The 23,551-nt window shown below is 59.5% G+C and carries 22 protein-coding genes and 1 pseudogene; 6 read left to right on the top strand and 17 right to left on the bottom strand.

The genetic code is table 11. From position 1 onward, the window contains the following. Positions 1–149 precede the first annotated feature (149 nt). The 9 genes from ACK6D9_RS22970 to ACK6D9_RS22930 form a co-directional block, all read right to left on the bottom strand. A complete protein-coding gene (locus ACK6D9_RS22970) occupies positions 150–497 on the bottom strand; it encodes a hypothetical protein (protein WP_412051920.1) in 348 nt (115 codons plus the stop codon). A 265-nt stretch (positions 498–762) separates the two neighbouring features. Then, positions 763–1,239: a hypothetical protein gene (locus ACK6D9_RS22965; RefSeq protein WP_412051919.1), complete on the bottom strand. Its 477-nt coding sequence runs from the start codon at positions 1,237–1,239 to the stop codon at positions 763–765. Between the two features lie 88 nt (positions 1,240–1,327). Beyond that, the gene (locus ACK6D9_RS22960; RefSeq protein ID WP_412051918.1) at positions 1,328–2,992 is read right to left on the bottom strand and encodes a ParB/RepB/Spo0J family partition protein; all 1,665 of its coding nucleotides are present in this window, start codon (positions 2,990–2,992) and stop codon (positions 1,328–1,330) included. A gap of 249 nt (positions 2,993–3,241) precedes the next feature. After that, positions 3,242–3,943 (bottom strand): hypothetical protein, encoded by a 702-nt coding sequence (locus ACK6D9_RS22955; protein WP_412051917.1) that lies wholly within the window; start codon positions 3,941–3,943, stop codon positions 3,242–3,244. Beyond that, positions 3,907–6,957, bottom strand: coding sequence for a DEAD/DEAH box helicase family protein (locus ACK6D9_RS22950; protein ID WP_412051916.1), 3,051 nt, complete (start codon positions 6,955–6,957; stop codon positions 3,907–3,909). Before ACK6D9_RS22950 ends, ACK6D9_RS22955 begins: the two co-directional genes overlap by 37 nt. A 260-nt stretch (positions 6,958–7,217) precedes the next feature. Beyond that, positions 7,218–8,348 (bottom strand): N-6 DNA methylase, encoded by a 1,131-nt coding sequence (locus ACK6D9_RS22945; RefSeq protein ID WP_412051915.1) that lies wholly within the window; start codon positions 8,346–8,348, stop codon positions 7,218–7,220. Positions 8,349–8,523: 175 nt separating this feature from the next. Next, on the bottom strand, positions 8,524–8,922 hold the full coding sequence (locus ACK6D9_RS22940) for a DUF3085 domain-containing protein (protein ID WP_412051914.1): 399 nt from the start codon (positions 8,920–8,922) through the stop codon (positions 8,524–8,526). Positions 8,923–8,930: 8 nt separating this feature from the next. Beyond that, positions 8,931–9,533, bottom strand: coding sequence for a DUF1419 domain-containing protein (locus ACK6D9_RS22935; protein WP_412051913.1), 603 nt, complete (start codon positions 9,531–9,533; stop codon positions 8,931–8,933). A 127-nt stretch (positions 9,534–9,660) separates the two neighbouring features. Beyond that, positions 9,661–10,635, bottom strand: a complete 975-nt coding sequence (locus ACK6D9_RS22930; RefSeq protein ID WP_412051912.1) for a DUF3991 and toprim domain-containing protein — start codon at positions 10,633–10,635, stop codon at positions 9,661–9,663. Positions 10,636–11,553: 918 nt separating this feature from the next. On the opposite strand from ACK6D9_RS22930, the pseudogene ACK6D9_RS22925 reads away from it, so the two are divergent. Both ACK6D9_RS22925 and ACK6D9_RS22920 read left to right on the top strand, forming a co-directional pair. Continuing rightward, a pseudogene (locus ACK6D9_RS22925) lies at positions 11,554–11,628 on the top strand (IS6 family transposase); the annotation flags it as partial. A 261-nt stretch (positions 11,629–11,889) separates the two neighbouring features. Continuing rightward, on the top strand, positions 11,890–12,345 hold the full coding sequence (locus ACK6D9_RS22920; protein WP_412051911.1) for a hypothetical protein: 456 nt from the start codon (positions 11,890–11,892) through the stop codon (positions 12,343–12,345). A 287-nt stretch (positions 12,346–12,632) separates the two neighbouring features. On the opposite strand, the gene ACK6D9_RS22915 is transcribed toward ACK6D9_RS22920, so the two are convergent. The 8 genes from ACK6D9_RS22915 to ACK6D9_RS22880 form a co-directional block, all read right to left on the bottom strand. Then, positions 12,633–14,141: a multicopper oxidase domain-containing protein gene (locus ACK6D9_RS22915; protein WP_152007393.1), complete on the bottom strand. Its 1,509-nt coding sequence runs from the start codon at positions 14,139–14,141 to the stop codon at positions 12,633–12,635. 58 nt (positions 14,142–14,199) lie between these two features. Beyond that, positions 14,200–15,600: a multicopper oxidase family protein gene (locus tag ACK6D9_RS22910; protein WP_412051910.1), complete on the bottom strand. Its 1,401-nt coding sequence runs from the start codon at positions 15,598–15,600 to the stop codon at positions 14,200–14,202. Positions 15,601–15,700: 100 nt separating this feature from the next. Then, positions 15,701–15,985 (bottom strand): copper-binding protein, encoded by a 285-nt coding sequence (locus tag ACK6D9_RS22905; protein WP_152007391.1) that lies wholly within the window; start codon positions 15,983–15,985, stop codon positions 15,701–15,703. 40 nt (positions 15,986–16,025) lie between these two features. Further along, positions 16,026–16,511 (bottom strand): plastocyanin/azurin family copper-binding protein, encoded by a 486-nt coding sequence (locus tag ACK6D9_RS22900; protein WP_035530634.1) that lies wholly within the window; start codon positions 16,509–16,511, stop codon positions 16,026–16,028. Between the two features lie 39 nt (positions 16,512–16,550). Beyond that, a complete protein-coding gene (locus ACK6D9_RS22895; protein ID WP_412051909.1) occupies positions 16,551–17,918 on the bottom strand; it encodes a multicopper oxidase family protein in 1,368 nt (455 codons plus the stop codon). Positions 17,919–17,941: 23 nt separating this feature from the next. After that, positions 17,942–19,447, bottom strand: a complete 1,506-nt coding sequence (locus ACK6D9_RS22890; RefSeq protein ID WP_412051908.1) for a TolC family protein — start codon at positions 19,445–19,447, stop codon at positions 17,942–17,944. A 308-nt stretch (positions 19,448–19,755) separates the two neighbouring features. After that, complete coding sequence (locus tag ACK6D9_RS22885; RefSeq protein ID WP_412051907.1) at positions 19,756–20,124, bottom strand: hypothetical protein; 369 nt, start codon at positions 20,122–20,124, stop codon at positions 19,756–19,758. A gap of 458 nt (positions 20,125–20,582) precedes the next feature. Continuing rightward, the gene (locus ACK6D9_RS22880; protein WP_412051906.1) at positions 20,583–21,053 is read right to left on the bottom strand and encodes a MerR family transcriptional regulator; all 471 of its coding nucleotides are present in this window, start codon (positions 21,051–21,053) and stop codon (positions 20,583–20,585) included. Positions 21,054–21,128: 75 nt separating this feature from the next. Between ACK6D9_RS22880 and ACK6D9_RS22875 the strand changes: the two genes are divergently transcribed. From ACK6D9_RS22875 to ACK6D9_RS22860, 4 genes are read left to right on the top strand one after another with little or no spacing between them, the layout of a single operon-like run. After that, positions 21,129–21,527, top strand: a complete 399-nt coding sequence (locus ACK6D9_RS22875; protein WP_412051905.1) for a mercuric transporter MerT family protein — start codon at positions 21,129–21,131, stop codon at positions 21,525–21,527. Positions 21,528–21,540: 13 nt separating this feature from the next. Next, on the top strand, positions 21,541–21,870 hold the full coding sequence (locus tag ACK6D9_RS22870; RefSeq protein WP_412051904.1) for a heavy-metal-associated domain-containing protein: 330 nt from the start codon (positions 21,541–21,543) through the stop codon (positions 21,868–21,870). 10 nt (positions 21,871–21,880) lie between these two features. Further along, positions 21,881–22,168: a mercury resistance system transport protein MerF gene (merF, locus tag ACK6D9_RS22865; protein WP_412051903.1), complete on the top strand. Its 288-nt coding sequence runs from the start codon at positions 21,881–21,883 to the stop codon at positions 22,166–22,168. After that, entirely contained in the window at positions 22,165–23,520 is a 1,356-nt protein-coding gene (locus ACK6D9_RS22860) for a dihydrolipoyl dehydrogenase family protein (RefSeq protein ID WP_412051902.1), read from the top strand. The genes merF and ACK6D9_RS22860 overlap by 4 nt, the downstream gene beginning before the upstream one ends. Positions 23,521–23,551: the final 31 nt, after the last annotated feature.

Below are 23,551 nucleotides of genomic sequence, written 5' to 3'. Positions count from 1 at the left end.
CGCACCGCGGCGCGCCAGCGGCCTTGAAGGCTCCGACCGCCGGTTTACGACCGCGACCAGAACCGAAGGGAGGCCGTCAGGGGCGGCATATCACCGGCGCCTTATGTGAAGGAAATGATGATGACCCAAGCCCGGGTCCTTTGCCCCAATCACAGTATGGGCTGAGTATCGGCTTTTGTGCCTGACTGGTCGTCGGCGGGCTTGACACTGACAGCTGCGATCGCTCGTTCCTGACGGATGAGTTTTCGCGTCAACGCATCGATTTCGCCACGCCGTTCGAAGTTGAGCGCGTCGATATGGAACCGGAACAGGGCTTCGTCTGACCGGGTCCAACGCGATCCTCCACGCGGGTGCGATCTCGCCTTCGCCTTGGCTGTCATCGTCATGCGTTCCGCACGGGCCGAAATCTGGCGTTCGATCCGATCGAGATTGTCTCGTGTCTGACGGTGTGCGGCCTCCATGCGACAGAGCAGGTGTGACGAGGTGATCATCGACATGGCGCTGCCCTTCGCGGCTGTGCCGAGGGCCAATCCGGAAACGGTGTGGTTCCCGCAGAGTAATCGGGAGGAATGATGGTTGGTATCATCAAGTCCGCGAGATCCTTACCGGCAACGGCCCAATCGACGATTATGCCTGAAGCCGGAACCTGACGGAGAGGATGATCGAGGTGTGCCTCCAGCGCCGCAATGACATCTGAGCGGGGATTTACACCTATCGTATCGACCATAAAGTGGACGGCGACCAGATGGGTGGAAAGCGGTTTCACCATGCCACCCAGCCCTCGACATGATCCGCCGCCACCTCCTCAGTGGTCACTTCGTGCAACATGGCATTGGGATAGCCGTGGCGGGACAACCATTCATCGGCGGCCGGCCGGTTGTCGGCAACGTGAACCAGTTCGCCCGCATCGCCGGGGTGGCTGAAAACGAGAACAGAGCCGGCAGATGGAGATCTGAGCACGGTAAAGGTGAGATCACTATCGACCGAGAAGGATTTGAAAACCCGAAGCACGATGACGGCCAAGCTGGCGAAATCTCCCTCGTGAAGGGTGAAACTCGCTGGGACGCCGGTGGCACCGATGCTGGCTCCGGCCTGTTTCCTGACGAGCTGGCCTTTATTGTTGTGGCGCTCCCACGCCTGAAGCTTGCGGCGATGCCGTTCGGGTAGGCGTGGCGTGCCGTCGGAATAGCCTATGATCGCACCCAGAGGTGCGTGGTCGTAGATCTGTTGTGCGGACATGGGATGTCCTCCTGATTGATGGATGGGAAACGAAAGCGCCGCCGGACGATGCCGGCGACGTGATGTGCGTTCGGAAGGAAGAAGACCGCTATTCGGCGGCTTCACGGAAACCTTCGGAGACCGCGTCCGGGTCGGTGTCGCCGGCTTCAGACTCGTCCACAGAGCCTTCAGTATCGCCGACGTTCTCATCCTCGACGATCTCGTTGCGGGCCTTCCAATCGGCGAGTTCGTTCGCGTCCGGCGCGAAGAGCGCCGATCCGTGGACGAAGCGTTCCTCCCGGTAATGCTCCACAAGGGCGGCACGCGTGTCGCGAACCTTGTCGCGTGGCAGAACCGAGCTATCTGCGCACGCCGCCTCAAGTGCCTGCCGCGAGAGGCACTGCAGGAAGTCTTCGGTTCCCATATTGGGCAAGAAGCTGTCAGCCCCGACGACGTTGCCCGCGATCCGCGAGACGATGCCGCTGTTGGAGATGTTGCGGCGGCACGACAGCACCTCGATCAGCACCGAACGCACTGCAACCCGAAGCGTATCCGTATCAAACGACAGCTTGCCGGTGTCATCGACCAGGGTTGCGGCATGGGGCGCGATCTGGCTTCGGAATGAACCCGTATTGCCGGACCCGGTATCAACGCGGACGTTCTGACCGGCAAAGGCGATGACGAGTAACGCCATCAGCGTATCGTCCTCGATCGGTGCGCGGCCAAGCGCTTCATGAAGCGCGTCGGTTCGGAAATCACCGATCATATCCTGGCCTTTCTGGGTGACGTCGGGCCGTTTCGCCGGCAGAGTGGCGCCGCCATCTTCCGTTTTGCCCTTGGCGGTTTTCGCCTCGGGCAACCGATAGACAACCGACTGCACCTTGCCGTCGCGGTCGAGGTACATTGCCGTGTGATCGGATTTCGTCGGCTTGCCGTAGACGCGCTCGGCCTTCTTGGGCAGCTCGGGCCCATTCCATCCATTGAGTTCGGTGATGGTGCCGTTCTTGGGCAGGTTGTTGGTCATCCACTCCTGCTGCGCGCCGAGAAAGGCCTCGGCATCGGTCGTGTAACGGCTGTCCTCGTCAGCCGGGGCGAAGAGGTCCTCGACCCATGCAATGCCATAGGCTTGCGCCAACTCATCGTCGAAGCTGGCATCGCGCGCATACATGCGGGTTTTCGAAAGACCTTGGGCCACGGACCACCAGGCGGTCGTTTCGTTTTTCTTGGGCTTATGCGCCTTCCAGACCTCTTTCTGCTCAGCGATCGAGGCAGCAGCGATTATCCTGAGTTGCCGTTCATCGGGCATGTCGCCTTTTGACATCTGGTCGAGCATGGCGGGCAGCACATTGGCGAGCAGCCGGAGTTTCCTGATCTGGCGCACCGAAAGCGACAGTGCTGCGGCGATGCCTTCCTCGGTCCAGTCGAGCGCAACAAGGCGCTCGATGCCCCGCCATTGATCGACCGGATTGAGTGGTTCGCGGGCAATGTTCTCGACCATGGAGCGCATGGCGCCGCCATCATCGGCCGCGTCCGTGACGATGACCTCGATTTCGCCCAGTTCGGCGGCGATCGCCTGCCTGGTGCGCCGGTGCCCGGCCTGGATGATGAAGCCATTGCCTCCATCGGCTTCGGGCGAGACGACCGGCGGCTGGATGATGCCGACAGCCTTGATGGTCGCCAGCATCAGCGCGTCCGATTGCGGATTGGATTTCGAGCGGCGGGCGTCGTCAGGATTATCCTTGAGCGCGCGCGGGTCGATCTTGATGATATGCATGGGGAACTCCTTTTTCGGGATTGGTGACCCGGCACCACGCCAGGCCTCTTCTCGTCTTTTTCCTCAAGACTTCCCCCAGACCGCTGAGCGGGCGGGCCGGTGCAATTGCGGCCGAGCATCCCTGCCCGGTAGGGCGAGCGGGGCGCAACGCCCTGCGCTGACCAACAGGCCGGGATGGCGCTGGCGGCGGTTGAGCGAATGCGTCACCGGTCAGACCGGTCTGCGACCGGTCCCCTTTCTCCGTCATCTTCAGGCCACCTCCATGGCTTTCTTCCCCTCCATCAGGACCTCGTCCGCCAGATCGGCTTCGATCCCGGCGAGTTGCCTGCGTTTGTCGCCAAGCTCGTCTTCGAACCCGAATTCTCCACCCTGGCGGGTCTGGTATGAGGCCAACCGGCGCTCCGCGTCATCGAGGCGGAAGCGATATTGCGAGCGCTCGTCCTCGAAACCGGAAAGCACATGCTCGATGCGCGAGACCGCACCGAGCGGCGTGACGGTTAGCGCAAGGTCGATGTCGGTCTCCACGCCGGTCCGGACGAGTGCAACGTCATATTGGAAGTCGCACTGAACGTAGCGCTTGCCGGAGAAGACGAGATCGAAGCCGCCGATATTTGCGATGACCGTTTCGTCCTCTTCCTGAAGATGTACCAGCGTCATGATTTCCTTCATCAACGCCCGGCCGGCGGGCTTGCGCTCGGTGAAGTATTGGCCGCCCACGGTCATGGCGAAGGCCTCGCCTGCTGTCGGAATCCTGCGTTCGATGTCCTTACCGATCTCGGAGATCCGCCGCGTGTCGTGCTCGATATCGCGCTCGGCATTGCGGATCTGGCGGCGAACGGCGAAGAGATCGTCTCGATGCGCGGCGCGCAAGCGTTCGAGCCGGGCAATGTCGGCTTCGAGACCCGCCTTCTGCATCAGGCGCTGATCGCCGGAAGCGATTGCCTTGGCCATTGCGAACTGGTTGGCCTGCCCCTCCCCAGATCTTCGAGCCGGCGAACGGACGTGTCGCCTGAGAGGGCCGCAGCGATGAACCGGGCCTTGCGCTCGTTGTTCTGCCACATCTGCGCGTCCATCGAGCCTTCGGTGGCGTAGGCGAATATGTCGATCTCGTCATGCTGATTGCCCTGTCGTTCGATGCGGCCTTCGCGCTGTTCGATCTGGGAGGGAAGCCAGGGCACGTCGAGATGGTGGAGAGCCTTCAAGCGAAGCTGGGCGTTGACACCTGTACCCATGGTTTCGGACGATCCGATCAGGAAGCGGACCTTGCCGGAATTCACATCAGCGAAGAGCCGCTGCTTGGCCTCGGACTTCTTGAAGTCCTGCATGAAGGCGATTTCGGAAGCTGGAACACCGAGCCGGACGAGCTCGTCGCGGATCCAGCGATAGGCGGAAAAGCCGCGTGATTTCTCGACGCTGATCGTGCCGAGATCGGAGAAGATCATCTGCGTCGCGCCCGGCAGATCGAAGGGCTTGCCGTCACGGGTCAGGTACTCATTTTCTCCAGTCTCGCTCCAGATGCGGAAGGCATTGGCGATCAGCCTGTTGAGTTTGTTGTCGGGTTCATTGTCATTGTCGAAATCGACCAGCCGCAGATCGATCGCCGCATGGCGGCCATCGGTGATGACGGAAAGCAGAATGTCGTCACCGGGCTGGGCCGGACCCTCGCGCTTTTCAATCGCCTTGATGCGCGCCTCGAGCACCCGCTGATAGAGCTTGAAATCCTCGGTCGGTTTGGCGGCAACGATCTGGCGCCTGCCAGTCGAAACGGCGGGGATTTTCACATATTGCTTCAGATCGGCAGGAAGCACGACATCGGCGAAGGAGCGGAACATAGCGATCAGTTCCGGCACATTGACGAAGGTGGCAAAGCGCGAGACCGGCTTGTATTTGCCGGACGGTTGCAGTTCGAGCTCGGTCGTTACATCACCGAAGGTTGAGGCCCAGGCATCGAACTCGTGCAGACCGCGTTCTTTCAGGGCCTCAAAGTCGAGGAAGCGCTGAACCGAGAACATCTCGCCGAGCGTGTTGGTAATCGGCGTCCCCGATGCGAGCACCAGTGCGCGGCCGCGGTTCTTCGTCTCTATGAACCGGGATTTCACATAGAGGTCCCAGGCGCGCTGCGATCCGTTTGGATCGACGCCCTTCAGCGTGGACATGTTGGTGGCAAAACTGAGTTTGCGGAACTCCTGCGCCTCATCGACGATGATCTGATCGACGCCGATCTCGGATATCGTCAGCAGATCATCCTTGACTGAGCCGAGCAACTCCAGCCGGTCCCGCAAACCTTCCTTCAGCCGTTCGAGGCGTTTACGCGAGACACGGTCATCGCTTTCGACCCTTGTGAGTAATTCCTCGTAGAGGGTCAGTTCATCCTCGATCATCTGCCGCTCGAAGGCGGCGGGAACGGCGATGAACTTGAAGGCCGAATGGGTGATGATGATTGCATCCCAATTGGCCGTGGCGGCGCGCGACAGGAAGCGATGGCGCTTGTCTTTGGTAAAGTTGGTTTCGTCGGCGACCAGGATGCGCGCCGTTGGATAGAGCGCCAGGAATTCGCGGGCGGCCTGCGCAAGGCAATGGCCGGGGACGACCAGCATGGCTTTCGAGATGAGGCCGAGCCGGCGCTGTTCCATAATGGCGGCCGCCATGGTCATGGTCTTGCCGGCGCCGACAGCGTGGGCGAGGTAGGTGGAGCCGGATGAGATGATCCGCCAGATGCCCCGTTTCTGGTGGCCATAAAGAACAAAGGCGCCTGAGGCGCCCGGAAGTTGGAGATGATCCCCGTTGAAAGAGCGGGGCGCGGTATTGTTGAACCGATCATTATAGACCCAGGCCAGCCGGTCGGTGCGACCCGGATCGGACCAGACCCATGTCTGGAAAGCGGACTTGATTTTGCTCAGTTTCTCTTTCGCAGCTTCGGTGTCGACAACGTTGAGAACCCGGCGTTCGCTGGCGCCGTCCTTGATCGTGTCGAAGATTTGCGGGATGCGGCTGTTGAGCGCATCGGCGAGCAGCTCGCCTGCGTGTCGTCTCTTAGTGCCCCAATCGGATGTACCCTCGGCACGATAGGCGAGCTGTCTGGCATCGACTGTCCAGGAGGCGAGCTCCGGCATGTGCCGGATTGTGATGTCCGCACCCATTGTCTCCCTGACAAAATCCACGACATCGCTGGCGGGGATCCATGGCGCACCAAGGCGGGCGGTGATCTCTGAGGGGCTGAGATCGGCCGGCTGCACGACCTCGAGGGCCTCGACATTGCGCTGGTAGGCCGGGTCGAGTTCGGCCGCGGCTTCCGCGATCGCCAGCTTGTCGCGCACGGAACCGGAGAGATAGTCATCCGAGGTCTGCCATGACCCATCTGCCGGATCGCGGTAAATCGCGCTGCCGAGCTCCTCGATGATCGTCTCGCGGTTCTCATGCAAAAGCTCGGCCATATCATCGATGTCGAAGTGGCCTCGCTCGTTCAGAACGACAGCAAGCGCATCGGCGGCATTAGTGATGACTGGAGGCGACGGCGGGGCGATGACCCGTTCGGAAAAGATAGGGCCGGGTTTCGCGGTATCCGTATCGAGATCGTAGTTCTCAATGGAAGCAACGAGCCAGCAGTCCGGATCGTCGAGGAAGGGCTGCAGGTTCGGGCGGCGATGCGTCTCGCGAGTTTCGCCGGTTTCTTCATTTTCGGCGATCAAGACCTTGGTGTGATTGATCGGCCCGAAATCGCGCACAAAACTCGACCAGGCAATACGCAGTTTTACCTGAGGGTCCCGCCACGGCTGATCGGTCTCTTGGGCCTTGAGGACTGCACGCACCGCATCGCGGACCGGGATCAGCTTTCTGACGATGTTGATCTGCTTTTCCGAAAAGCCATCTCCGGACCGGCCCTTGCGGACGGGAACCGGTGCGGGTTTGCCGTCGATGACCTGCAGAAGGCCTTTTTGAGGCGTCGAAGAAAAAACTGCCCTCACGGACGTGCGCATCCTCCGGTCTGGCGACGTCCGTCAGGGTCGTCCCAAGTTCCAGATCGATATCGATATCGGCGGGCTCGCCGTCATAAAGGGCTTCCGGAAGGGAGAGGATAGCATCATCCAGATCGGCTTCGAGATCGCCGTCATTAGCCAAGCAGGTATAGGCCTCACCAAAGCGGCCGGATGTCGTTGCGTGGTGGCCGAGCACATGATCCGGGTGATGGGCGAACCAGCGGTTGACGCGGATGGCCTCGCTGTCTTCAGTGGCGGAAATGACTTCCGACAGATCGAGCCAGTTGGCGTCGCCGGGAGCTTCTCCCCGGCTTGCGCTTGCGGAAGAACAGGATATCGACGACGACATCGGTGCCGGCGTCATGCTGGAAGCTGCCTTCGGGCAAACGGATCGCGGCAACCAGATTGGCGGATTTGGCGATGTGTTCGCGCGCCGTCGCATCCACCTTGTCCATTGTGCCGGAGGAGGTAACGAAGGCGGCGAGCGCACCGGGTTTCAGCAGATCGATCGACCGCGCAATGAAGTAGTCATGCAAGCGCAGACCGAGCGAACGATAGGCACGGTCGGACCGAACGGTCCGGTCCGAGAATGGCGGATTACCAATGGCGAGATCGAAATGCCCAGGAAGATCGGTCCGCGCGAAATCGCCCTCGATGATGCGGGCAACCGGCTGCAGGAGCCGCGCAATCCTAGCGGTAACCGGATCGAGCTCGACGCCGGTCACGAAAGCGGCTTCACGCAACGCCTCCGGCATCAGGGCCGGAAACAACCCGGTCCCGATGCCCGGTTCGAGGACGCGGCCGCCGCGCCAGCCGAGCCGTTCGAGGCCCTTCCAGATCGCCCGGACAATGAACTCGGGCGTGAAATGGGCATATTGCGTGCAACGGGAAAGCGAGGCGTAATCGGCCTCGCAGACCGTTTCTTGCAGTTTTTCGCCAAGTTCGGACCAGCCCTTGCGGAATCCCTGCTCGCCCGGCCGGGTAAAGATCGCGTTGGCAAGATTGGAGGCGCCAAAGCCGGTAAAGCGGATGAGAAGAGCCTGTTCTTGCGCCGTCGCGGGCCGATCCTCGGCCGCAATCGCCGCAGCCAGGGCAATGGCGTCGAGATTGTCGCGCGCCCGGGCTTTCCAGCCGTTCGCGAGATCGCGGCTTCCGGAAAGGTGGAAGTTGCTGCCGTGCCCCGTGTCATCGGAATCGGGCTTGCGGGAAGGGGCGGCCGGAGTTTGGCCGTTGGCCTGAGCGACGGATGGAAGATCGGGTTCGGCCGCTTTCGTTTTTGGGTCGTCGGCAAAGGCAGTAACGCCAAGGCCGAGCCCCGATAACAGGGCGCTCTGCGAACCCCCGAGCATGTCGAGGGTGAAGTGATCGTGATTTGACATATTGCTGTCTCCTGTGACGCGGGCGCACGAAACCGCACCGCCGGGAGGCCCGGCAGCATTTGCCACGTGCGGATTTGAAAAATGGGTTGGAGGGAGATCAGATAAAGTTGCAGACTTTTTCGGTTCGATCTCCTGACCAAACAAGGCTGAGAGGCCGGTACTAAGAACCGGCCTCTTAACGCGTGATCAGTGAGAACGAGATGTCGTTCTCGGTCAGCCGGATGCCGAGATAGGTGGCCCCGAAGTTCCGGTCGAAACTCGGAACGACGAGGTCGGCGTCGATGAACTCGATACCGTCATCGCGCCCGAAATAGCGGCGCTTGTAGTCCCACCAGTCATCAGTGCCCTTCGGGTGGCATTCATTCGAATAGACGACTAGCGGCTTTTGGCCCTCGGCGAGCTTGCCGTTGGAGATGATGTAGACGCCCTCGTCGCCAACGAGCCAGAAGCCGGACTTCTCGCCCTCGCCGGGCCTCGTGCCGTAGTAGGGATTGCGGAAGCCGCCATTGGCGGCGGCATCCTCTTCGCCGTGCGCGATGACCTTACGCACTGCCATGATTGGAAAGGTGAACATGACGACCCTCACGCGGCTTCGGGCAGCGGCAGGTGGCGCAGATGCACCGGCAGCTTTTCGGAAATTTGCACGTCGGTCAGTTCTTCGAGCAGCTGGAAGCTGGTGCCAGGCCGACCGTACACAATGACGGTGCGCTTGCCGCGATGCTCGGGCCGGAAGTCCGCGCCGGCATAACCGCGATAATCATTATCGGTCGCGCTCCAGATGTGTTCGATACGCTCTTCACGCGTCATTGCCTTGACCGGCTGGCGCTCGCGCTCGACGATTGCATCGCGCATATCATAGGGCGAGCGCGGATCGGAAAGATCGCAATAGGCGTGGAAGAACCGCGTCACTTGGTTGATGCGCAGCGTATAGAATACGCTGGTGATGCTGCCGGTCAGGAATTCCCGCATGGCGAACATCTCGCTGCGCATCCACAGCGGCGGCAGGATTTCCAGCATGGAGTCATGTTGGGCTTGTGAAATTTCGAACCATTCGCCGGCGTAAAGCGCACTGTCGTCTTTCTGCCAGCGGTCGGGTCGCCCAGCATGGCGGTCGAAGAGTCTGAACATCTGATGGCGGTCGGCGATGCCGAAATAGATTTTTCGGATGGGTGCAAGAGAGGTCATGGCGGGCTCCTTCCAGGCCTGTCACGGGCTGGAGCGCGGCGCACCCTTTCGGCATCACCATCTTCTTCAGCCCTTCCGGACCCCTTCCCGCAGCCGCCTCTCCGTCCGGCCGGGTCAAGGGCCGGCATCAGCCGGGCGGAGCTTCACCCTTGAGGCAGCCGGCGGGTATGCGGCAGCCGTTCTTCTCCTCCTCTTTTCCGTCCTTCTTTCTTTTCTCTGCTTTCAGAACCTCGTTCCAGTCCTCCAGTTCGGGCCGCAGCCGCTCGAAACCGGCCCCGGCATCAATGGCGAGCCCCTTGAGCCTTGCAGCGAAAATGTCGCCCTGCCGGTTATTGTCGCTGGCGGCCACGATTTCGCTGCCCGGGCGCCTGGCCAGTGCGAACACCATTTGGGTCGTGGTCGGTGACCAGCCGCCTGCGGTGCTGAGATAGAGCGTGTCTGGCCGCATGCCCTCAAGCGCATAAAGGCTCATGGCGTCGATCGCGGCCTCGGTGACGCAAAGGCGCAGCGAGGTTTCGCCGCCCAGCGCAAAGAGCAGCTTGGCGCCGCCGGAGGCAAAACCGCGCCAGACGAGTCCCCGTTCTTCCCATCCGGTTGCCGTTCCCGACGGATCCCGGTGGACGGCCCACATGCTGCCTTGCGGGCCCTCACGGAGAATGTCTTGGGCGTTTGCCCTCTGCAGAACTGTGTCTGGAAGTGACCGCTGGTCTTGCAGGTAGCACCAGGTTGCCGAGCCGGGCCAGGGCTTGCGACGCGCCGACCAGCGCTCGGAAACCGACAGATCCGGCATCCGTTCACGCGATTGCCGCTGCCACGCGGGGGCCGTCGGCACGAAGCCAACCAGGTCGGCGACTACATAGAGGGCAGCCGCAAAGGGGAGGCCATCGAGATGTTCGACAAGACGAAAGACGTCGCCCTTGGCATCGGACAGGGGATCGAACCACCCCTGGCCATCATGGATGACAATGATGATGCCGTTGCCCCGGCGGTACTTGATTGCCCTGCGGGTGCTTTCCTTTTGGTCGACGGCAAAACCCGCTGTTTCCAGCACCGCTCCGCAGGCGACCTTTCTTCTCAGCTCTTCCAGATCTGCCTTTTCCATTCTTTCTTCCGCGTCCTGCGCGTCCTCTGTTCGGGTTTCCGCTCCCGGTCTTTTCGGGGCGGACCCCGGAGGCCGCGAAGAGCAAGGCAGGACAAGGGCGCGTCTTGCAAGCTGGCATTTGTGCCGGGTCGCAGGTTTCGGGGCCAAAAGCGGCGAAGCCTCCCTTGCCGGCCGCTGCGCGCAAGCGGCACCACGGTCGTTTCCGTCGCTCTTCAATGCTCCCCGTCTGCTACCGCGTCAGGGATGCCCGCCAGGAGGGGGAAGATCGCTTGGAAGCGTACGCTCAGCCAACAGCGCGGCCCGCAACGCGACGCCAATAGTCCTTCCCGAAAGCAACGGGCCTCCAGGCTGCTTTGACTCGTAACCGATATGATTGCAGGGTAAGTTGCCGTACAACTTCGAAGGTGGCGCATTTCTCGCAGGGAGCGGTTCCACGGACATAACTGCGGGCGTCATGTCGCGCTCCCTTGGGGCTGGTTCGACGACGCAATTGAGTTGATCAAGTGCCGTCTGGTCTGTTCAAGCGTGACCAAGTGTGTTTCTGCTCGCATTTGTTGATCTGGATGAGGGAGGCAGGTCGGGGCTGCGGAGGGTATCAAGCGCAGGCGAGATACGTTCGGCACCTGTTTCCTGGTCGATCCAAATCAGGTGAATGGACAAGGTACGTATTTTATGTTTTCTAACAACAACTTAGGCAAAATATTGCATAAGCTTTATTATGGAATTTTTAGATAGATCCTGACCCTGTTTCGTTAACTTTTCGGCACCAGAGAAAGAAGCACGGTACAGTCAGAACCCTACAAGCACCATGTCCAGTGCGGCCATGATCTCATTGTCCTACCCCCTCAGACGGCCCTGTTGCAAACTCTACGCTAACCGGCGACCGATAATCATCTCTTGAGATTTTGGGAGATGACAATGTTCAAAGGCCGCAATCTCGACCAATCAATCATCTTGCTCTGCGTACGTTGGTATCTGGCCTACGGCCTGGCTGCCATCGGTCCGGCACCAATCTGTTTTTTCAACGCCCGCTTGTCATCAGTAACCGGAACAAGAATTCGTAATTCCGCGTATGGAGGAATTGAGTGGATCGGATCAACTGTTTGTCCAGCAATAGTCATGCGTGTCATTGAACACTGGTATGATCGTGGCTCCCTTTGAGCAAGTCACGGAGGCAGCTTGACCTTCCCCCTACCGTAACCATTAGGGTGTCAGGCGTTGAGGCGTAGGCTTCCTGGAAAGAGACCGAACAACATGACGCGCCTTCCCGAATTTTCTGTAATCGTGTTTTCATTCCTGCTCCACTTTGTCTGGGAGTTCTGGCAGGCACCCACCTATGCGGGCATGATCGAGATGAACCATTGGGAAGGCATCAAGCTCTGTTCTTCGGCGACATTCGGGGATGTCGGATTCGCCTTGACTGCATTCTGGATTACCAGTGCTGCCGCACGATCCCGCTTTTGGTTTGAAGCACCCAAAGCTTGGCAAACGCTCTTGTTCATCGGGGTCGGCATCGCTCTGACAGTTGGTTTTGAGTATTACTACACCAACATATCGGAGCGCTGGACCTACTCCGATCTCATGCCACTGGTGCCGCCGTTCGGAACAGGACTGAGCCCGCTGCTGCAATGGATTTTCATCCCGCTTGGCGTGGTCTGGCTTACACAACGGCAAACCATAGGGGCCAAAGCTACGGGGGCAGGAAAATGATGAACGACACAATGGGAAGTGGGTTTATGGGGCTTGGCGGTGTCTGGATGCTGCTAATTGCCATTCTGGTAATCCTGGCCATTGCCGCTCTGGCCAAATACCTCATGAAGTGAGGTTGCAATCCGCTCCGTCGATGTCTTGACAGGACGGACGTGCGGTCGAGATTTTCCATTCCCTTCTGCCATTAGCCTGCGGGCCGCGGCAAGCCATAGACGGCAAATCATACCGGACGATGCGGGCTATAAGCAATTACCAGACTCTACGTTGTAGCAAGCCGCCGCGCGTGGTTAGCTCACTGTGAATTGCCCCATCATGCCGGCATCTTCATGCTCCAGAATATGGCAATGATACATGAACGGTGTTTCCTCGGACGCTGGCTGCGTGAACTGGACAAGCAGCTCGGTTTGGCTGTCGACAACGACCGTGTCCTTCCATCCCAGGCTCTCCGGCCGCGGTTCTCTTCCGTTCTCACTGATCACCTGAAAGGAGACACCGTGAACATGAAATGGATGTGCGAGCATGCTGGTGCTGATCACCCATTTCTCGGTGTCGCCGAGGCGCACGCGGTCGTTGATGACACTCATGTCGAATGGCTGCCCGTTGATGGCCATCCCGCCCATCATGCCGCGACCCATTCCGCCAGATCCCATCATTCCACCTCCCATGCCCATATCGAGAGAGAAGTTGCGCAGCTTTGACACTCTGGCGGCTGTGAGGTCAGGTTGATCTCCACCGAGCACATCGGGGATGCGGGTGACTTTGGCGGCAAGCCGCTCGTCGACCAGGAACGGAAGCACTTCGAACCGCCTGCCTCCGGTTATTTCATCGAGCATGCCGCGGGCCCTTCCCATCATGCCGCCCATACCCGCATTGGGGTCACCCTCACTCATCAGCGACATGCCATGACCATCCGAGAAGTCGACCAGAATCTCGGCACGTTCTCCCGGTCCGAGGCGGAGCGTCTCAAGCTGTACCGGGGCTGGCAGATATCCACCGTCCGTTGCGATCAAGTGAATGGGTCTGTCGTCGCTGGAAAACAGTGAATAGATCCGGGCATTCGAACCGTTGATCAAGCGTAGCCGCACGACTGACTTCGGCACAGCGGCAACTGAACCTACCTGACCATTGACCAAGATCGTATCGCCGGTCATGCCATGCATTATGTCCATCATTGAGTTGGCGTAGACAAGCTGGCCGTCCCTGGAGAAGCGACGATCCTGAAGCAGCAGCGTCAGGTCATCGACACCGTAGGTGTCCGGCAAACCTCTTTCGCCGTCTAACCCGTCTGCAATGTGCAGTACGCCAGCCAGACCGGCGTATACATCGCGCGCGGTTCGACCATGGATGTGGGTATGAAAAAAGGCGGTACAGGTTTGCTGTCCAATTTCCATGTCCGGCGCCCATACCTCTCCCGGTTTGACGGGCAGGTGTGGCCCTCCGTCGTGTTTGCCTGGCACCACCAGGCCATGCCAGTGCGCGCTGACCGGCCATGACAGTCCGTTTTCCACACTCGGCCGCAGCGCGCCGTTGCTTATCCGAACCACGGGTCCGAGATAGGCTTGATTGAAGCCAATCGTTTCTGCTGGATGGCCCGGAAAGAAGGATGTTGTGCCTGACTGGGCGGTGACCAGGAATTTTCCTGTGTCGACCGTGTCGATCAGCGGCGGAAACTGCAACACTGGACGGTTTGCCGCATCGGTTGCTTGAGACGTGAAGCGGTTATCTGCCCAAGCGTAGAGGGCGCTGCTGGCTGCAAGTACCGCGCCACCGGCGAGCAGGTTCCGCCGTTTAATCATTGATATACTCCTTTCGGGAGACCCGCTCTGGTTCTGAGGTCATCAGATTGCTCCCCCATCAGACCACCTCAAACCAGGTGTTCATGCCGGCTGCCGCATGCTCAAGCATGTGGCAATGGAACAGCCATTTGCCAGGATTGTCAGCCACGAAAGCAATCTCGGTTGTCTGATCCTGCCCGATTAGAAAGGTATCCCGCCATGGCTTTGCCTCATCGACAACAGAGCCGGATCTGTTGAGGATCTGGAAATGATGACCGTGGACATGCATGGCATGAACCCAGGCGGTCCGGTTTACGGTTTCAATGACAATGGTTTCGCCCTGCCGAGCCGCGAAGAACGGTTCCTCGGCCAGATTGGCCACGCCGTTGAAAGCCCAGGCCTGTCTTGCGGTGCGGAAATCATCGCCCTGAAGCTTCCTACCCTTGTAGATGATGTCAATCATGCCCCCCATTGCACCGCCTGTCATTTCCAGGCGGGGACGCCGGGCCTTGGCAAGGTCCGGTTCGGGCAAAACATTGGGGTGCAGCTTGATCGCGGATCCCGGCGCTTCCGTGGTCTCCGCATCGCTGACCGAAAAACCCGCAATAGGGTACGGCGTGTCCCCCGAAACCTCCTCAATGATGAAATCGCTTTCGGCCACGACCATCAGATCCACGCGCTGGGCAGGCCCCAGCATGAGTGGCGCGTAGTCAAGCCTGGCCGGTTCGGCGAATGATTGGCCATCAAAGCCCAGGAGCGTTGCGCCGAAACGGTTTGGATCTATTTCAAAGACACGCGCATTGGCCGCATTGATGAGCCGGAGGCGATAGGTCTGGCCCCGGACAAGACCGGTCACCGGACGGCTTTGACCATTGACCGTCAGCCAGTTGCCGAGCCGTCCGCCGTGGGCCCATTCCATCATCGATCCAAGGCTTGCGACATCAAGCACGCCTTCGCCTGCCAGCCGCCAGTCATCAAGAACAAGGGTAAGATCGTTGGAGCGCTCGAAAACGGGCTCATTCTCATCAACGATGAGAGGCCCGTAAAGGCCGCGCGCAACCTGGTTCCAGCTCTTGTTGTGGGCGTGGTACCAGAAGGTCCCTGCATCGGGCGCGACAAAGTCATAGACGAATGAGCCGCCCGGCTCGACCGGTTTCTGGGTCAGCCCGGAAACGCCATCCATCGCGTTGTCGATACGAACGCCATGCCAATGAACCGATGTCGGCTCTTCCAGCTTGTTGGTGAAGCGCACCTGGACGCGCTCACCCTTTTTCGCCCTGATTTCCGGCCCCGGTGCAGATCCGTTGTAGGTCCAAAGATCCGACATGGGCGCATCGGGCAGGTAAAGCCGCTGCTTCGAAGGCGCGGCAATGAGATCAAAGAACCCATCCTGTGATTTTGCCAGCGACAAGCTCGGCAATTGGGAGGCGACGAGACCAGAAGAGAAACCGGCAAGCAAGCGGCGACGGGAAAGTTTCATCGGAGGCCTTTCAGCCCGGCAATCCGGGTGCGGTCTTGGCGATAAACAACAGGTGCAAGTGGCGGGAAGCTTCGATTTCCCGCCACTTGCCTTTCGGCGGTTACTTCAGCTCTGTGACAGTCAGTTTGCCTTTCACCCGGTCGGCGATGAACTCGATGTCGTCACCAGGATTCATCTTCTCCAGCATGGCCGGGTCAGCGGCGCGAAACACCATGGTCATGGCAGGCATATCGAGATTGGTCAGTTCCTCATGAATGATGGTGACCTTGCCGGCCTTCATGTCGACTTTCTTGACCTTGCCTTTGGTGTACTCGGTGGCAAGAGCTGCAGCGCTGCCGGTAACGGCAATCATGGCAGCAATCATGAGTGTTGTAAGTTTTCGCATTTGTCTTACCTTTTTTCTGTGTCGGAAACGGTTCGTTGGATCAGTGGCCGGCGACGGTGATGTCGCCCTTCATGCCGGATTCGTAATGACCGGGGATCAGGCATGCGAACTCAAACGGACCTGCATTCGAGAAAGTCCAGATCACTTCGCCGTCCATGCCAGAGTCGAGACGTACGGAATTGGGATCGTCATGTTCCATCTCGGGCATCTTCGACATCGCAGCTTTGTGCGTCATCACATTTTCATGATTGTCGAGCACGAACTCGTGCTCCAATTCGCCCTTGTTGATCACGGTGAAGCGGATTGTCTCGCCCTTCTCAACCTTGATTTCCTTAGGTTCGAACAGCATCTCTCCGTCATCAGTTTCCTTCATGATCACTTCGATGGTGCGGCCAACCTGCGCTGCTTTCCCGGGTTTGCCGACAGCCATCATACCGTCGTCATGCCCGCCTGAATGGGTTCCTGCGGCGGTTGCCAGCGCCGTCATTGCCAGGAGAGCTGTGGATGCGATTGACAGAATTTTCATATGTATTGTTCCTTTCGTGAACAGTTCGGGTCGAAGAGGTTAGCCGTTGCTGCCGGATTTCACCGGCGTTGGCGTGATTGTTGTTGTTGCGTCTGCTGCCTTGGCGAATTCCGGCAATTCGCCGGTCCACTCATAAGCCTGGGTTCCGGGCGGGTTTTCGTACCAGCCGGGATCGCTGTAATCGCCAGCCGAGATGCCCTCTCGGACCTTGACGACGGAGAACATGCCGCCCATTTCAAGCGGGCCGTAGGGGCCCCAGCCGGCCATCATTGGAATGGTGTTGTCGGGCAACTCCATCGACATTTCCGCCATGTCGGCCATGCCGGCGGTTCCCATCGGCATGTATTCGGGCTGCACAATCCGGATCTTCCTGGTGACCTTCGATTTGTCGACGCCGATGAAGGTCGGCACGTCGTGCCCCATCGCATTCATCGTGTGATGGGATTTGTGGCAATGGATGGCCCAGTCGCCGAGATACTTGGCGTCGAACTCGTATGCCCGCATCGCGCCGACCGGAATGTCGATCGACACTTCCGGCCAGCGGGCTTCGGGCCGCACCCAGCCGCCGTCGGTGCCGGTCACCTCGAAATCATAACCATGCATGTGGATCGGATGGTTGGTCATGGTCAGGTTGCCGACACGGACGCGCACACGATCATTCCTCGAGACCACCAACGGATCGATATCGGGGAAGATCCGGCTGTTCCATGTCCACAGGTTGAAGTCCGCCATGGTCATGATCTTCGGCACATAGGAGCCGGGATCGATGTCGAAGGCGTTGAGCATGATCAGGAAATCGCGATCAACCGGCATGAACGCCGGATCCTTCGGATGAACGATGAAGAATCCCATCATCCCCATCGCCATCTGCACCATCTCGTCGCCGTGCGGGTGGTACATGAAGGTGCCCGACTTCACGAGATCAAACTCGTAAATGTAGGTCTTGCCGGATGGAATCGCCGGGTGAGACAAACCAGCGACGCCATCCATGCCGGATGGCAGGATCAACCCGTGCCAGTGTACCGTGGTGTGCTCTGGCAGCTTGTTGGTAACGTAGATCCGGACCCGGTCGCCTTCCACGGCCTCGATGGTCGGGCCGGTGGATTGGCCGTTGTAACCCCACAGATAGGCGGTCATGCCGTCTGCCAGTTCACGCTCCACCGGTTCGGCGACAAGGTGGAACTCTTTCACTCCATTGTTCATCCGGAATGGCAAGGTCCAGCCGTTGAGTGTGACAACCGGATTGTAGTCCGGTCCGGTGGACGGCATCAGCGGGGCCTGGGTCAGCGGGCTCTCCATGAGAGCCGCATCGGGCAGTCCCATGTTCGTCGTTTTCGACCAGGCGGTCGAGGAGACAAGGGCCGCTCCGGCAGCGCTTGCGCCTAGTAATTGACGTCTGTTCATCATGGTCTTGTTCCTTTCCGGAAAAATCAGTGACCGGCGTCGCCGACGGACGGTGCCGCTGCACTACCGCCCGCGCCTGCTCCACCACCGTAAATCGCGGCAGACAGGTTGACATCGGCCAGCCAGAACTCGCGCTTGGCGTTGATCGCCAACATCAAGGTTCCGATCTTTGCGCGAGTGTCGGCGAGGAGCTCGAAGGTGTTTGAAATCATGCCGTTGTAGGTCAATAAGCCTTCCGACTCGATCGTGGTGCGCAAGGGCACCACGGCATTGAGGTAGTGCCGCGCGATCTCGTGGGTTGAACTGTAGGCGGTATGCGCAGACCGCGCCTCGGAGCGGATGTTGACTGCTTTTTCGGCAAGCTGATTGGCCGCCTGCATGTAGGCAAGCTCAGCCTTTCGCAGCCGCGCTTTGCCGCTGTCAAAGATCGGGATCACGAACTCCAGTTCGAGCTGCGGCGTAACCACTGTTTTGCGGGTTTTGCTCTCTTCCAGATTGCCGCCGACTATCTCGTATTCGGTCTCGATCTCACGCTCGGCTTCAACCCCCGAGATAATTTCGAGATCCGTGACAAAGCGCGTGGCTTCAGTAAGACCATAGCTCTTGGCAACAGCTTCGAGTTCCAGCTTGGCAACACGAAGGTCGACGCGGTTTTCAAGCGCCTCCTGCTCAATCCGGTTTTTCTTGATAACCCCGCGCGGCAGCCGTGGAAGCTTGTCGGGGACATAGTAATCAACCTCGCTGCCCCATAGTCCCATGATCCGGGTCAACTCTTCCTTGGCCAGCCGTGACGCCAGCCGGGCTTCGGCCATTTGCCCCGTGAGCTCCGCATAAAATGCGTGTTCACGCGCCTGACCGCCCTTTGCAAGCGCTCCGCTTTCGCCGAGTTTCTGAGCAAGTTCAGAAGCTGCGTCGGCAGCGACCTTGGCCTGATTGAGATAGGCAACTGTTTCAAATGCCGAAACTGCATTGACCCAGGCCCGGCGTGTGTCATTGGCTACCTTCAAGGTTGCGTCAACCGCCCGCATCTGGGATTGCCTGAACCGCGTGTCGGCGATATCAACGCGAGCCTTCCGGGTCGCAAGCGACAGGATGTTGGCCGCGATCATTCCTTCGATGGCGCGATAGGCCCCAAGTTCTGGCGCTCCAATTCCCAACAGGCCGATCGAAACCCTTGGGTTTTCAGGTAAGCTTTGCTGCCAGGCTTCTGCAGCGTTCATGCCGATATCGGTATAGGCTGCCTGCAGGCCCTTGTTGTTCAGAAGTGCTACCTGAACAGCGGTGTCGGCATTGATAGTTTTCTTGTGCACCAGGCCGTGGACGCGTTCGGAAACCGCTTTTGCCTGATCCTTGTTTTGAAGCCAAACCGCCTCTTTGCCTCTGGTGCCGATGGAAACGGATGCTGCGACGACGCCAAAACCGGCCTCTTTCGCCGAGTACCCGGCGAGCTCCTGGTCGCTGACACAACCAGCTAGAAACAACCCTGCGGATGACACGACAATGAAAGATATAGTAGTGCGGGAGATGCTCATGAGCCTACCCCCGCGCCAGGGCCCTGGCTGTCGTTTTGTTGACGCCAAGACTTCGGTTCCACGGGAGTTCGATGGGTGTAACCATCCAGAACCGTGTGATGATGGATATTACGAATACCTGCACCGGTATCTGCGGGCGAACTCACCGACATGACGTCGGCAGGGCCACTCGCCGACGCACAGCCAGCAAGGGTCAGCGGCATGGTGGCCGCCAAGAGAAAACGAAACATGATTGTCCTACTGCGATAAGAAGTGGATTTAACCGATGACACTCGGCCCCGACGCCACAAAAGGGCTCAGATCACACTTCAGGCTCGCGGCGGCCGCTCGGGCAACGCCATGACCACGACCACAAATTCAGGAGTCGCGCCGATCTCGAAACTCTCGGGAATGAATCGATCCACCGCCACGGCGTCGAAATGGCAGAGCGCAACGAAACAGCTTGCAGGACAGCACCGGTCTATAACCGTGTCTTGGCCGGTGGGGATCGGTTCTTGCGCGAAATCTGCTGATTTTTCCCGGGATTGGTGATGGGTAGCCGGTGGCTGATCACCAGACAGATGGCCCATCATCGCATGATGTCCTCCGCCGTTGACTGACTGCGCCTCAGCCATAGCGAACGCATGCAGGGACTCCGGTACGATGGATGTAAAAGCAAACATCAAGACCAGAAGCATACGTCCGAGACGGGATCTATGGCAATTCGGTACCTTCATCTCAAAGAGGTTTGCCACAGTGTTGAGGCCAAAACAATAGCAAACTCATTCACTAGGGTCGAGCTCAATCAAGCCCGCCAGCTGAAGATGGCTGCGATGTAGCGTGTTGCTGCGAAGTTCAAACGCTCACCGATGCGGACGCCACCATCAAAAGTGAGATCGCAACAATCAGTTTCGCAAGTGCTTTAAAGTGCAGCATTCGACATCCTCTTTCTGCCGGCTACACGGGAATCTTGGAATTGTAAAATGAAAATGACGTGAGCAAGATGCCGGATCAAATCACCCGATGCGTCTTAATTTCAGCCGGTAGGCAAGATTGAGTGGACGTCAATGAAATCATGCCTGCCGCGCTGGGAAAAACTGACTAGCGAACACGAAGATTGGGGCCGCCCCTACCGTGCATTTCGGGGTCGATGTCCTCAGGCGCATTCTGCCTTTGCCGATCCGGGTGTCGCCGGGCGAATGTCTGGCTGAACGTCGGACGCCAGCGCCTCCAGGACCGGGCATTGCGGCACGTCCCTGCCGGAGCATTGCGCCGCAGTTGCCGCCAGCACTTTTTCAATACGCTGGAGGTCGGCGATCTTGGCGCGCACATCGGCGAGATGCCGCTCGGTCCGCTCCTTCACCTCGGCGCAGGTCTGGGTTCCGCCATCGACCAGATCGAGCAGGCCGCGGATCTGCCCGATAGAGAAGCCGAGTTCGCGGGCGCGCAGGATGAACCGCAGCCGTGAGACGTGGCCGTCGTCGTAGACCCTGTAACCTGAAGCTGTGCGCGGCGGGTCGGGCATCATGCCGGTATTCTCGTAATAGCGAATGGTTTCGAGATTGCAGCCTGTGCGCCTTGCCACTTCGGCGCGCTGCAATGTCCTCCCGGAAACGTGATCGGTCATTAATCAAAAACCCCTTGAGTCTGTAGTTGCTACAGACTGTAGCGTGCCTTTGAATGAAATTCGAGGGCGAACCGCATGAGTGACATGGAAATCGAAACAACTACGCTGGATGCGGCGTTGGAAACCAGTGATCGGCGCAAAGGCTGGTTTGCAACCGGCGGCGTCATCGGCGCCATCCTTGCCTCCACCTGCTGCATCGCACCGCTTGTGCTGCTGACCCTTGGCATATCCGGCGCGTGGATCGGCAACCTGACCGCGCTCGAGCCCTTCAAGCCGATTTTCGCGGGCGTGGCGCTCGTCTTCATCGGGCTCGGTTTCAGGCAAATATATTTCAAAGCCAGGCCTGCGTGCGAAGACGGGTCTTACTGCGCTCGCCCGCAATCCACTCTCATTACCCAGACCGCCCTGTGGCTCTCGACCATGCTGGTCGTGATGGCGCTGACCATCAATTGGTGGGCACCGATTTTCTACTAAGGAGAAGACCGTTATGAAACCAACATTCATCATTGCAACCGGATTGCTTGTGCTGGGCGTATCCAGTCTGGCTCTCATCGCCACTGTCGCGTCGCCGGTCCCTGTCGCGGCAGCTCAGGCAGCTTCGAGCGAACAGACGACCACCTTCGATGTACCGGGCATGACCTGCGCGCTGTGTCCCGTCACGGTGAGAAAGGCAATGGAAAGCGTTGAAGGCGTTCGGTTGGTCACGGTCGATTTCGATGCCAGGACCGCAACCGTCGTGTTCGATCCGTCCAAGGCAACCATCGGTTCCATCGCCACAGCCTCGGAGAACGCCGGGTATCCCGCGCACGCGAAATAGGGCTGACGCGGTGAACGACCGGCCCCTACTCGGCGTCGTGATCGACGGCGCGGCATTTGCGGCGCTGTGCTGTTTCACGCCGGCGCTTTTGGTGTTGGCGGGCGTGGTTGGCCTATCCGCAATCACCGGCTACCTTGACCATGTCCGGTTGCCCGCGCCGGTGCTTTTTCATCGGCCTCGCCGTCTACGCCGTCTGGCGCCGGAAGCGGCGCTTGACGAGATCATGATTGTCGAGCCCGGAACTGCCGCGCCGACCATGATGAGCTGGCCCAATCCGATGAGGAGGAGACACACATGAGCGACGCATTTGACTACGACCTGATAGTGATCGGGGCCGGAACCGGCGGCAGCGGGGTTGCCCGGATGACCGCGGCAGCAGGCTGGAAGGTCGCCATCATCGACAGCCTGCCCTACGGCGGGACTTGCGCCTTGCGCGGTTGCGACCCGAAGAAAATGCTGGTGGCCGTGACCGAGGGCATGGACTGGGCGCAGAACCTGAAGGGCAAGGGTCTTGAGGCTCAGACCTCTGTCGATTGGCAGGACATGATGGCCTTCAAGCGCAGCTTCACGGACGCCATGCCGATGCGCATCGAGACCGGGCTTGAAAAGGCGGGCGTTGCGACGCTGCATGGCGACCCGCGGTTCACCGCCCCCGACACGATCGAGATGAACGGGGAAAGCCTGCGCGCAAGGCATTTCCACATCGCCACCGGCGCGCGGCCGATGACGCTGAACATCCCCGGCGAAGAGCTGCTAATCACCAGCACCGACTTCCTCGATCTGCCGAAGCGACCGGACAGGGTCGTTTTTGTTGGCGGTGGATTCATCGCTATGGAATTCGCTCATATCGCCAAACGCGCCGGTGCGAGCGAGGTCACGGTCCTGGAGATGGCGGAGCGGCCGCTCGGCAATTTCGATCCCGATCTTGTAGCAATACTGGTCGAAGCCACCGCCGAACTCGGAGTCGCTCTGCGGACCGAAGCGAAAGTGCTGAAAATCGAGAAACAGGGCGGCGAACTCGCCGTCTCCTTCGAGACGCCGGGCGGCATCAAGGTGGTTACCTGCAACACCGTCGTCCACGCCACCGGACGCGTGCCCAATATCGACCGACTGAACCTCGCCGCCGCCGGTGTGGAGCATGGACCACGTGGCATCAAGGTCGACGCCACGATGCGCACAACCAGTCCAAACATATTCGCCGCCGGAGACTGCGCCGACAGTGGCCCCAACCTGACTCCGGTTTCAGCCTACGAAGGCCGGATCGCCGCCAAGAACCTGCTGGCCGGTCACGACGAGCGCAGCGTGTCCTATCCACCAATCCCGAGCGTTGTCTTCACCCTGCCCATGGTCGCTACCGTCGGAATATCGGAGACGGCTGCGCGGGAGAAGGGGCTGAAGTTCGACACCCACTTCGAAAAGACACAGAGCTGGTATTCCTCAATGCGGGTCGGGGCGAAATGGACGGGCTACAAGGTTCTTGTCGAACAGGAGACCGGCCGGATCCTCGGCGCGCATCTGATGGGGCCGGGTGCCGAGGAGCAGATCAACCTGTTTGCCATGGCGATAGGAGCAGGCCTGACCGCCAACCAGATCAAGGCAATGATCTTCGCATATCCGAGCTACGCCTCGGACATCGGCTCGATGGTGTGACGCAGGATTTTCGGGCATCGCCATGGTGACA

Source organism: Hoeflea sp. Naph1, from assembly GCF_046837775.1.
Lineage (GTDB): Bacteria > Pseudomonadota > Alphaproteobacteria > Rhizobiales > Rhizobiaceae > Hoeflea.
This window is presented reverse-complemented; position numbering and strand designations above follow the sequence as displayed.

Bases quoted from the DNA above. Each gene is read 5' to 3' on its own strand.
- ACK6D9_RS22940 (WP_412051914.1), bottom strand. From the start codon at position 8,922: ATGTTCACCTTTCCAATCATGGCAGTGCGTAAGGTCATCGCGCACGGC.
- ACK6D9_RS22885 (WP_412051907.1), bottom strand. From the start codon at position 20,124: ATGCTTCTGGTCTTGATGTTTGCTTTTACATCCATCGTACCGGAGTCC.
- ACK6D9_RS22955 (WP_412051917.1), bottom strand. From the start codon at position 3,943: ATGGCCAAGGCAATCGCTTCCGGCGATCAGCGCCTGATGCAGAAGGCG.
- ACK6D9_RS22880 (WP_412051906.1), bottom strand. From the start codon at position 21,053: ATGACCGATCACGTTTCCGGGAGGACATTGCAGCGCGCCGAAGTGGCA.
- ACK6D9_RS22915 (WP_152007393.1), bottom strand. From the start codon at position 14,141: ATGATTAAACGGCGGAACCTGCTCGCCGGTGGCGCGGTACTTGCAGCC.
- ACK6D9_RS22900 (WP_035530634.1), bottom strand. From the start codon at position 16,511: ATGAAAATTCTGTCAATCGCATCCACAGCTCTCCTGGCAATGACGGCG.
- ACK6D9_RS22930 (WP_412051912.1), bottom strand. From the start codon at position 10,635: ATGGAAAAGGCAGATCTGGAAGAGCTGAGAAGAAAGGTCGCCTGCGGA.
- ACK6D9_RS22920 (WP_412051911.1), top strand. From the start codon at position 11,890: ATGACGCGCCTTCCCGAATTTTCTGTAATCGTGTTTTCATTCCTGCTC.
- ACK6D9_RS22965 (WP_412051919.1), bottom strand. From the start codon at position 1,239: ATGTCCGCACAACAGATCTACGACCACGCACCTCTGGGTGCGATCATA.
- ACK6D9_RS22875 (WP_412051905.1), top strand. From the start codon at position 21,129: ATGAGTGACATGGAAATCGAAACAACTACGCTGGATGCGGCGTTGGAA.
- ACK6D9_RS22870 (WP_412051904.1), top strand. From the start codon at position 21,541: ATGAAACCAACATTCATCATTGCAACCGGATTGCTTGTGCTGGGCGTA.
- ACK6D9_RS22935 (WP_412051913.1), bottom strand. From the start codon at position 9,533: ATGACCTCTCTTGCACCCATCCGAAAAATCTATTTCGGCATCGCCGAC.
- ACK6D9_RS22910 (WP_412051910.1), bottom strand. From the start codon at position 15,600: ATGAAACTTTCCCGTCGCCGCTTGCTTGCCGGTTTCTCTTCTGGTCTC.
- ACK6D9_RS22905 (WP_152007391.1), bottom strand. From the start codon at position 15,985: ATGCGAAAACTTACAACACTCATGATTGCTGCCATGATTGCCGTTACC.
- ACK6D9_RS22890 (WP_412051908.1), bottom strand. From the start codon at position 19,447: ATGAGCATCTCCCGCACTACTATATCTTTCATTGTCGTGTCATCCGCA.
- ACK6D9_RS22945 (WP_412051915.1), bottom strand. From the start codon at position 8,348: ATGTCAAATCACGATCACTTCACCCTCGACATGCTCGGGGGTTCGCAG.
- ACK6D9_RS22960 (WP_412051918.1), bottom strand. From the start codon at position 2,992: ATGCATATCATCAAGATCGACCCGCGCGCGCTCAAGGATAATCCTGAC.
- ACK6D9_RS22970 (WP_412051920.1), bottom strand. From the start codon at position 497: ATGTCGATGATCACCTCGTCACACCTGCTCTGTCGCATGGAGGCCGCA.
- ACK6D9_RS22895 (WP_412051909.1), bottom strand. From the start codon at position 17,918: ATGATGAACAGACGTCAATTACTAGGCGCAAGCGCTGCCGGAGCGGCC.
- ACK6D9_RS22860 (WP_412051902.1), top strand. From the start codon at position 22,165: ATGAGCGACGCATTTGACTACGACCTGATAGTGATCGGGGCCGGAACC.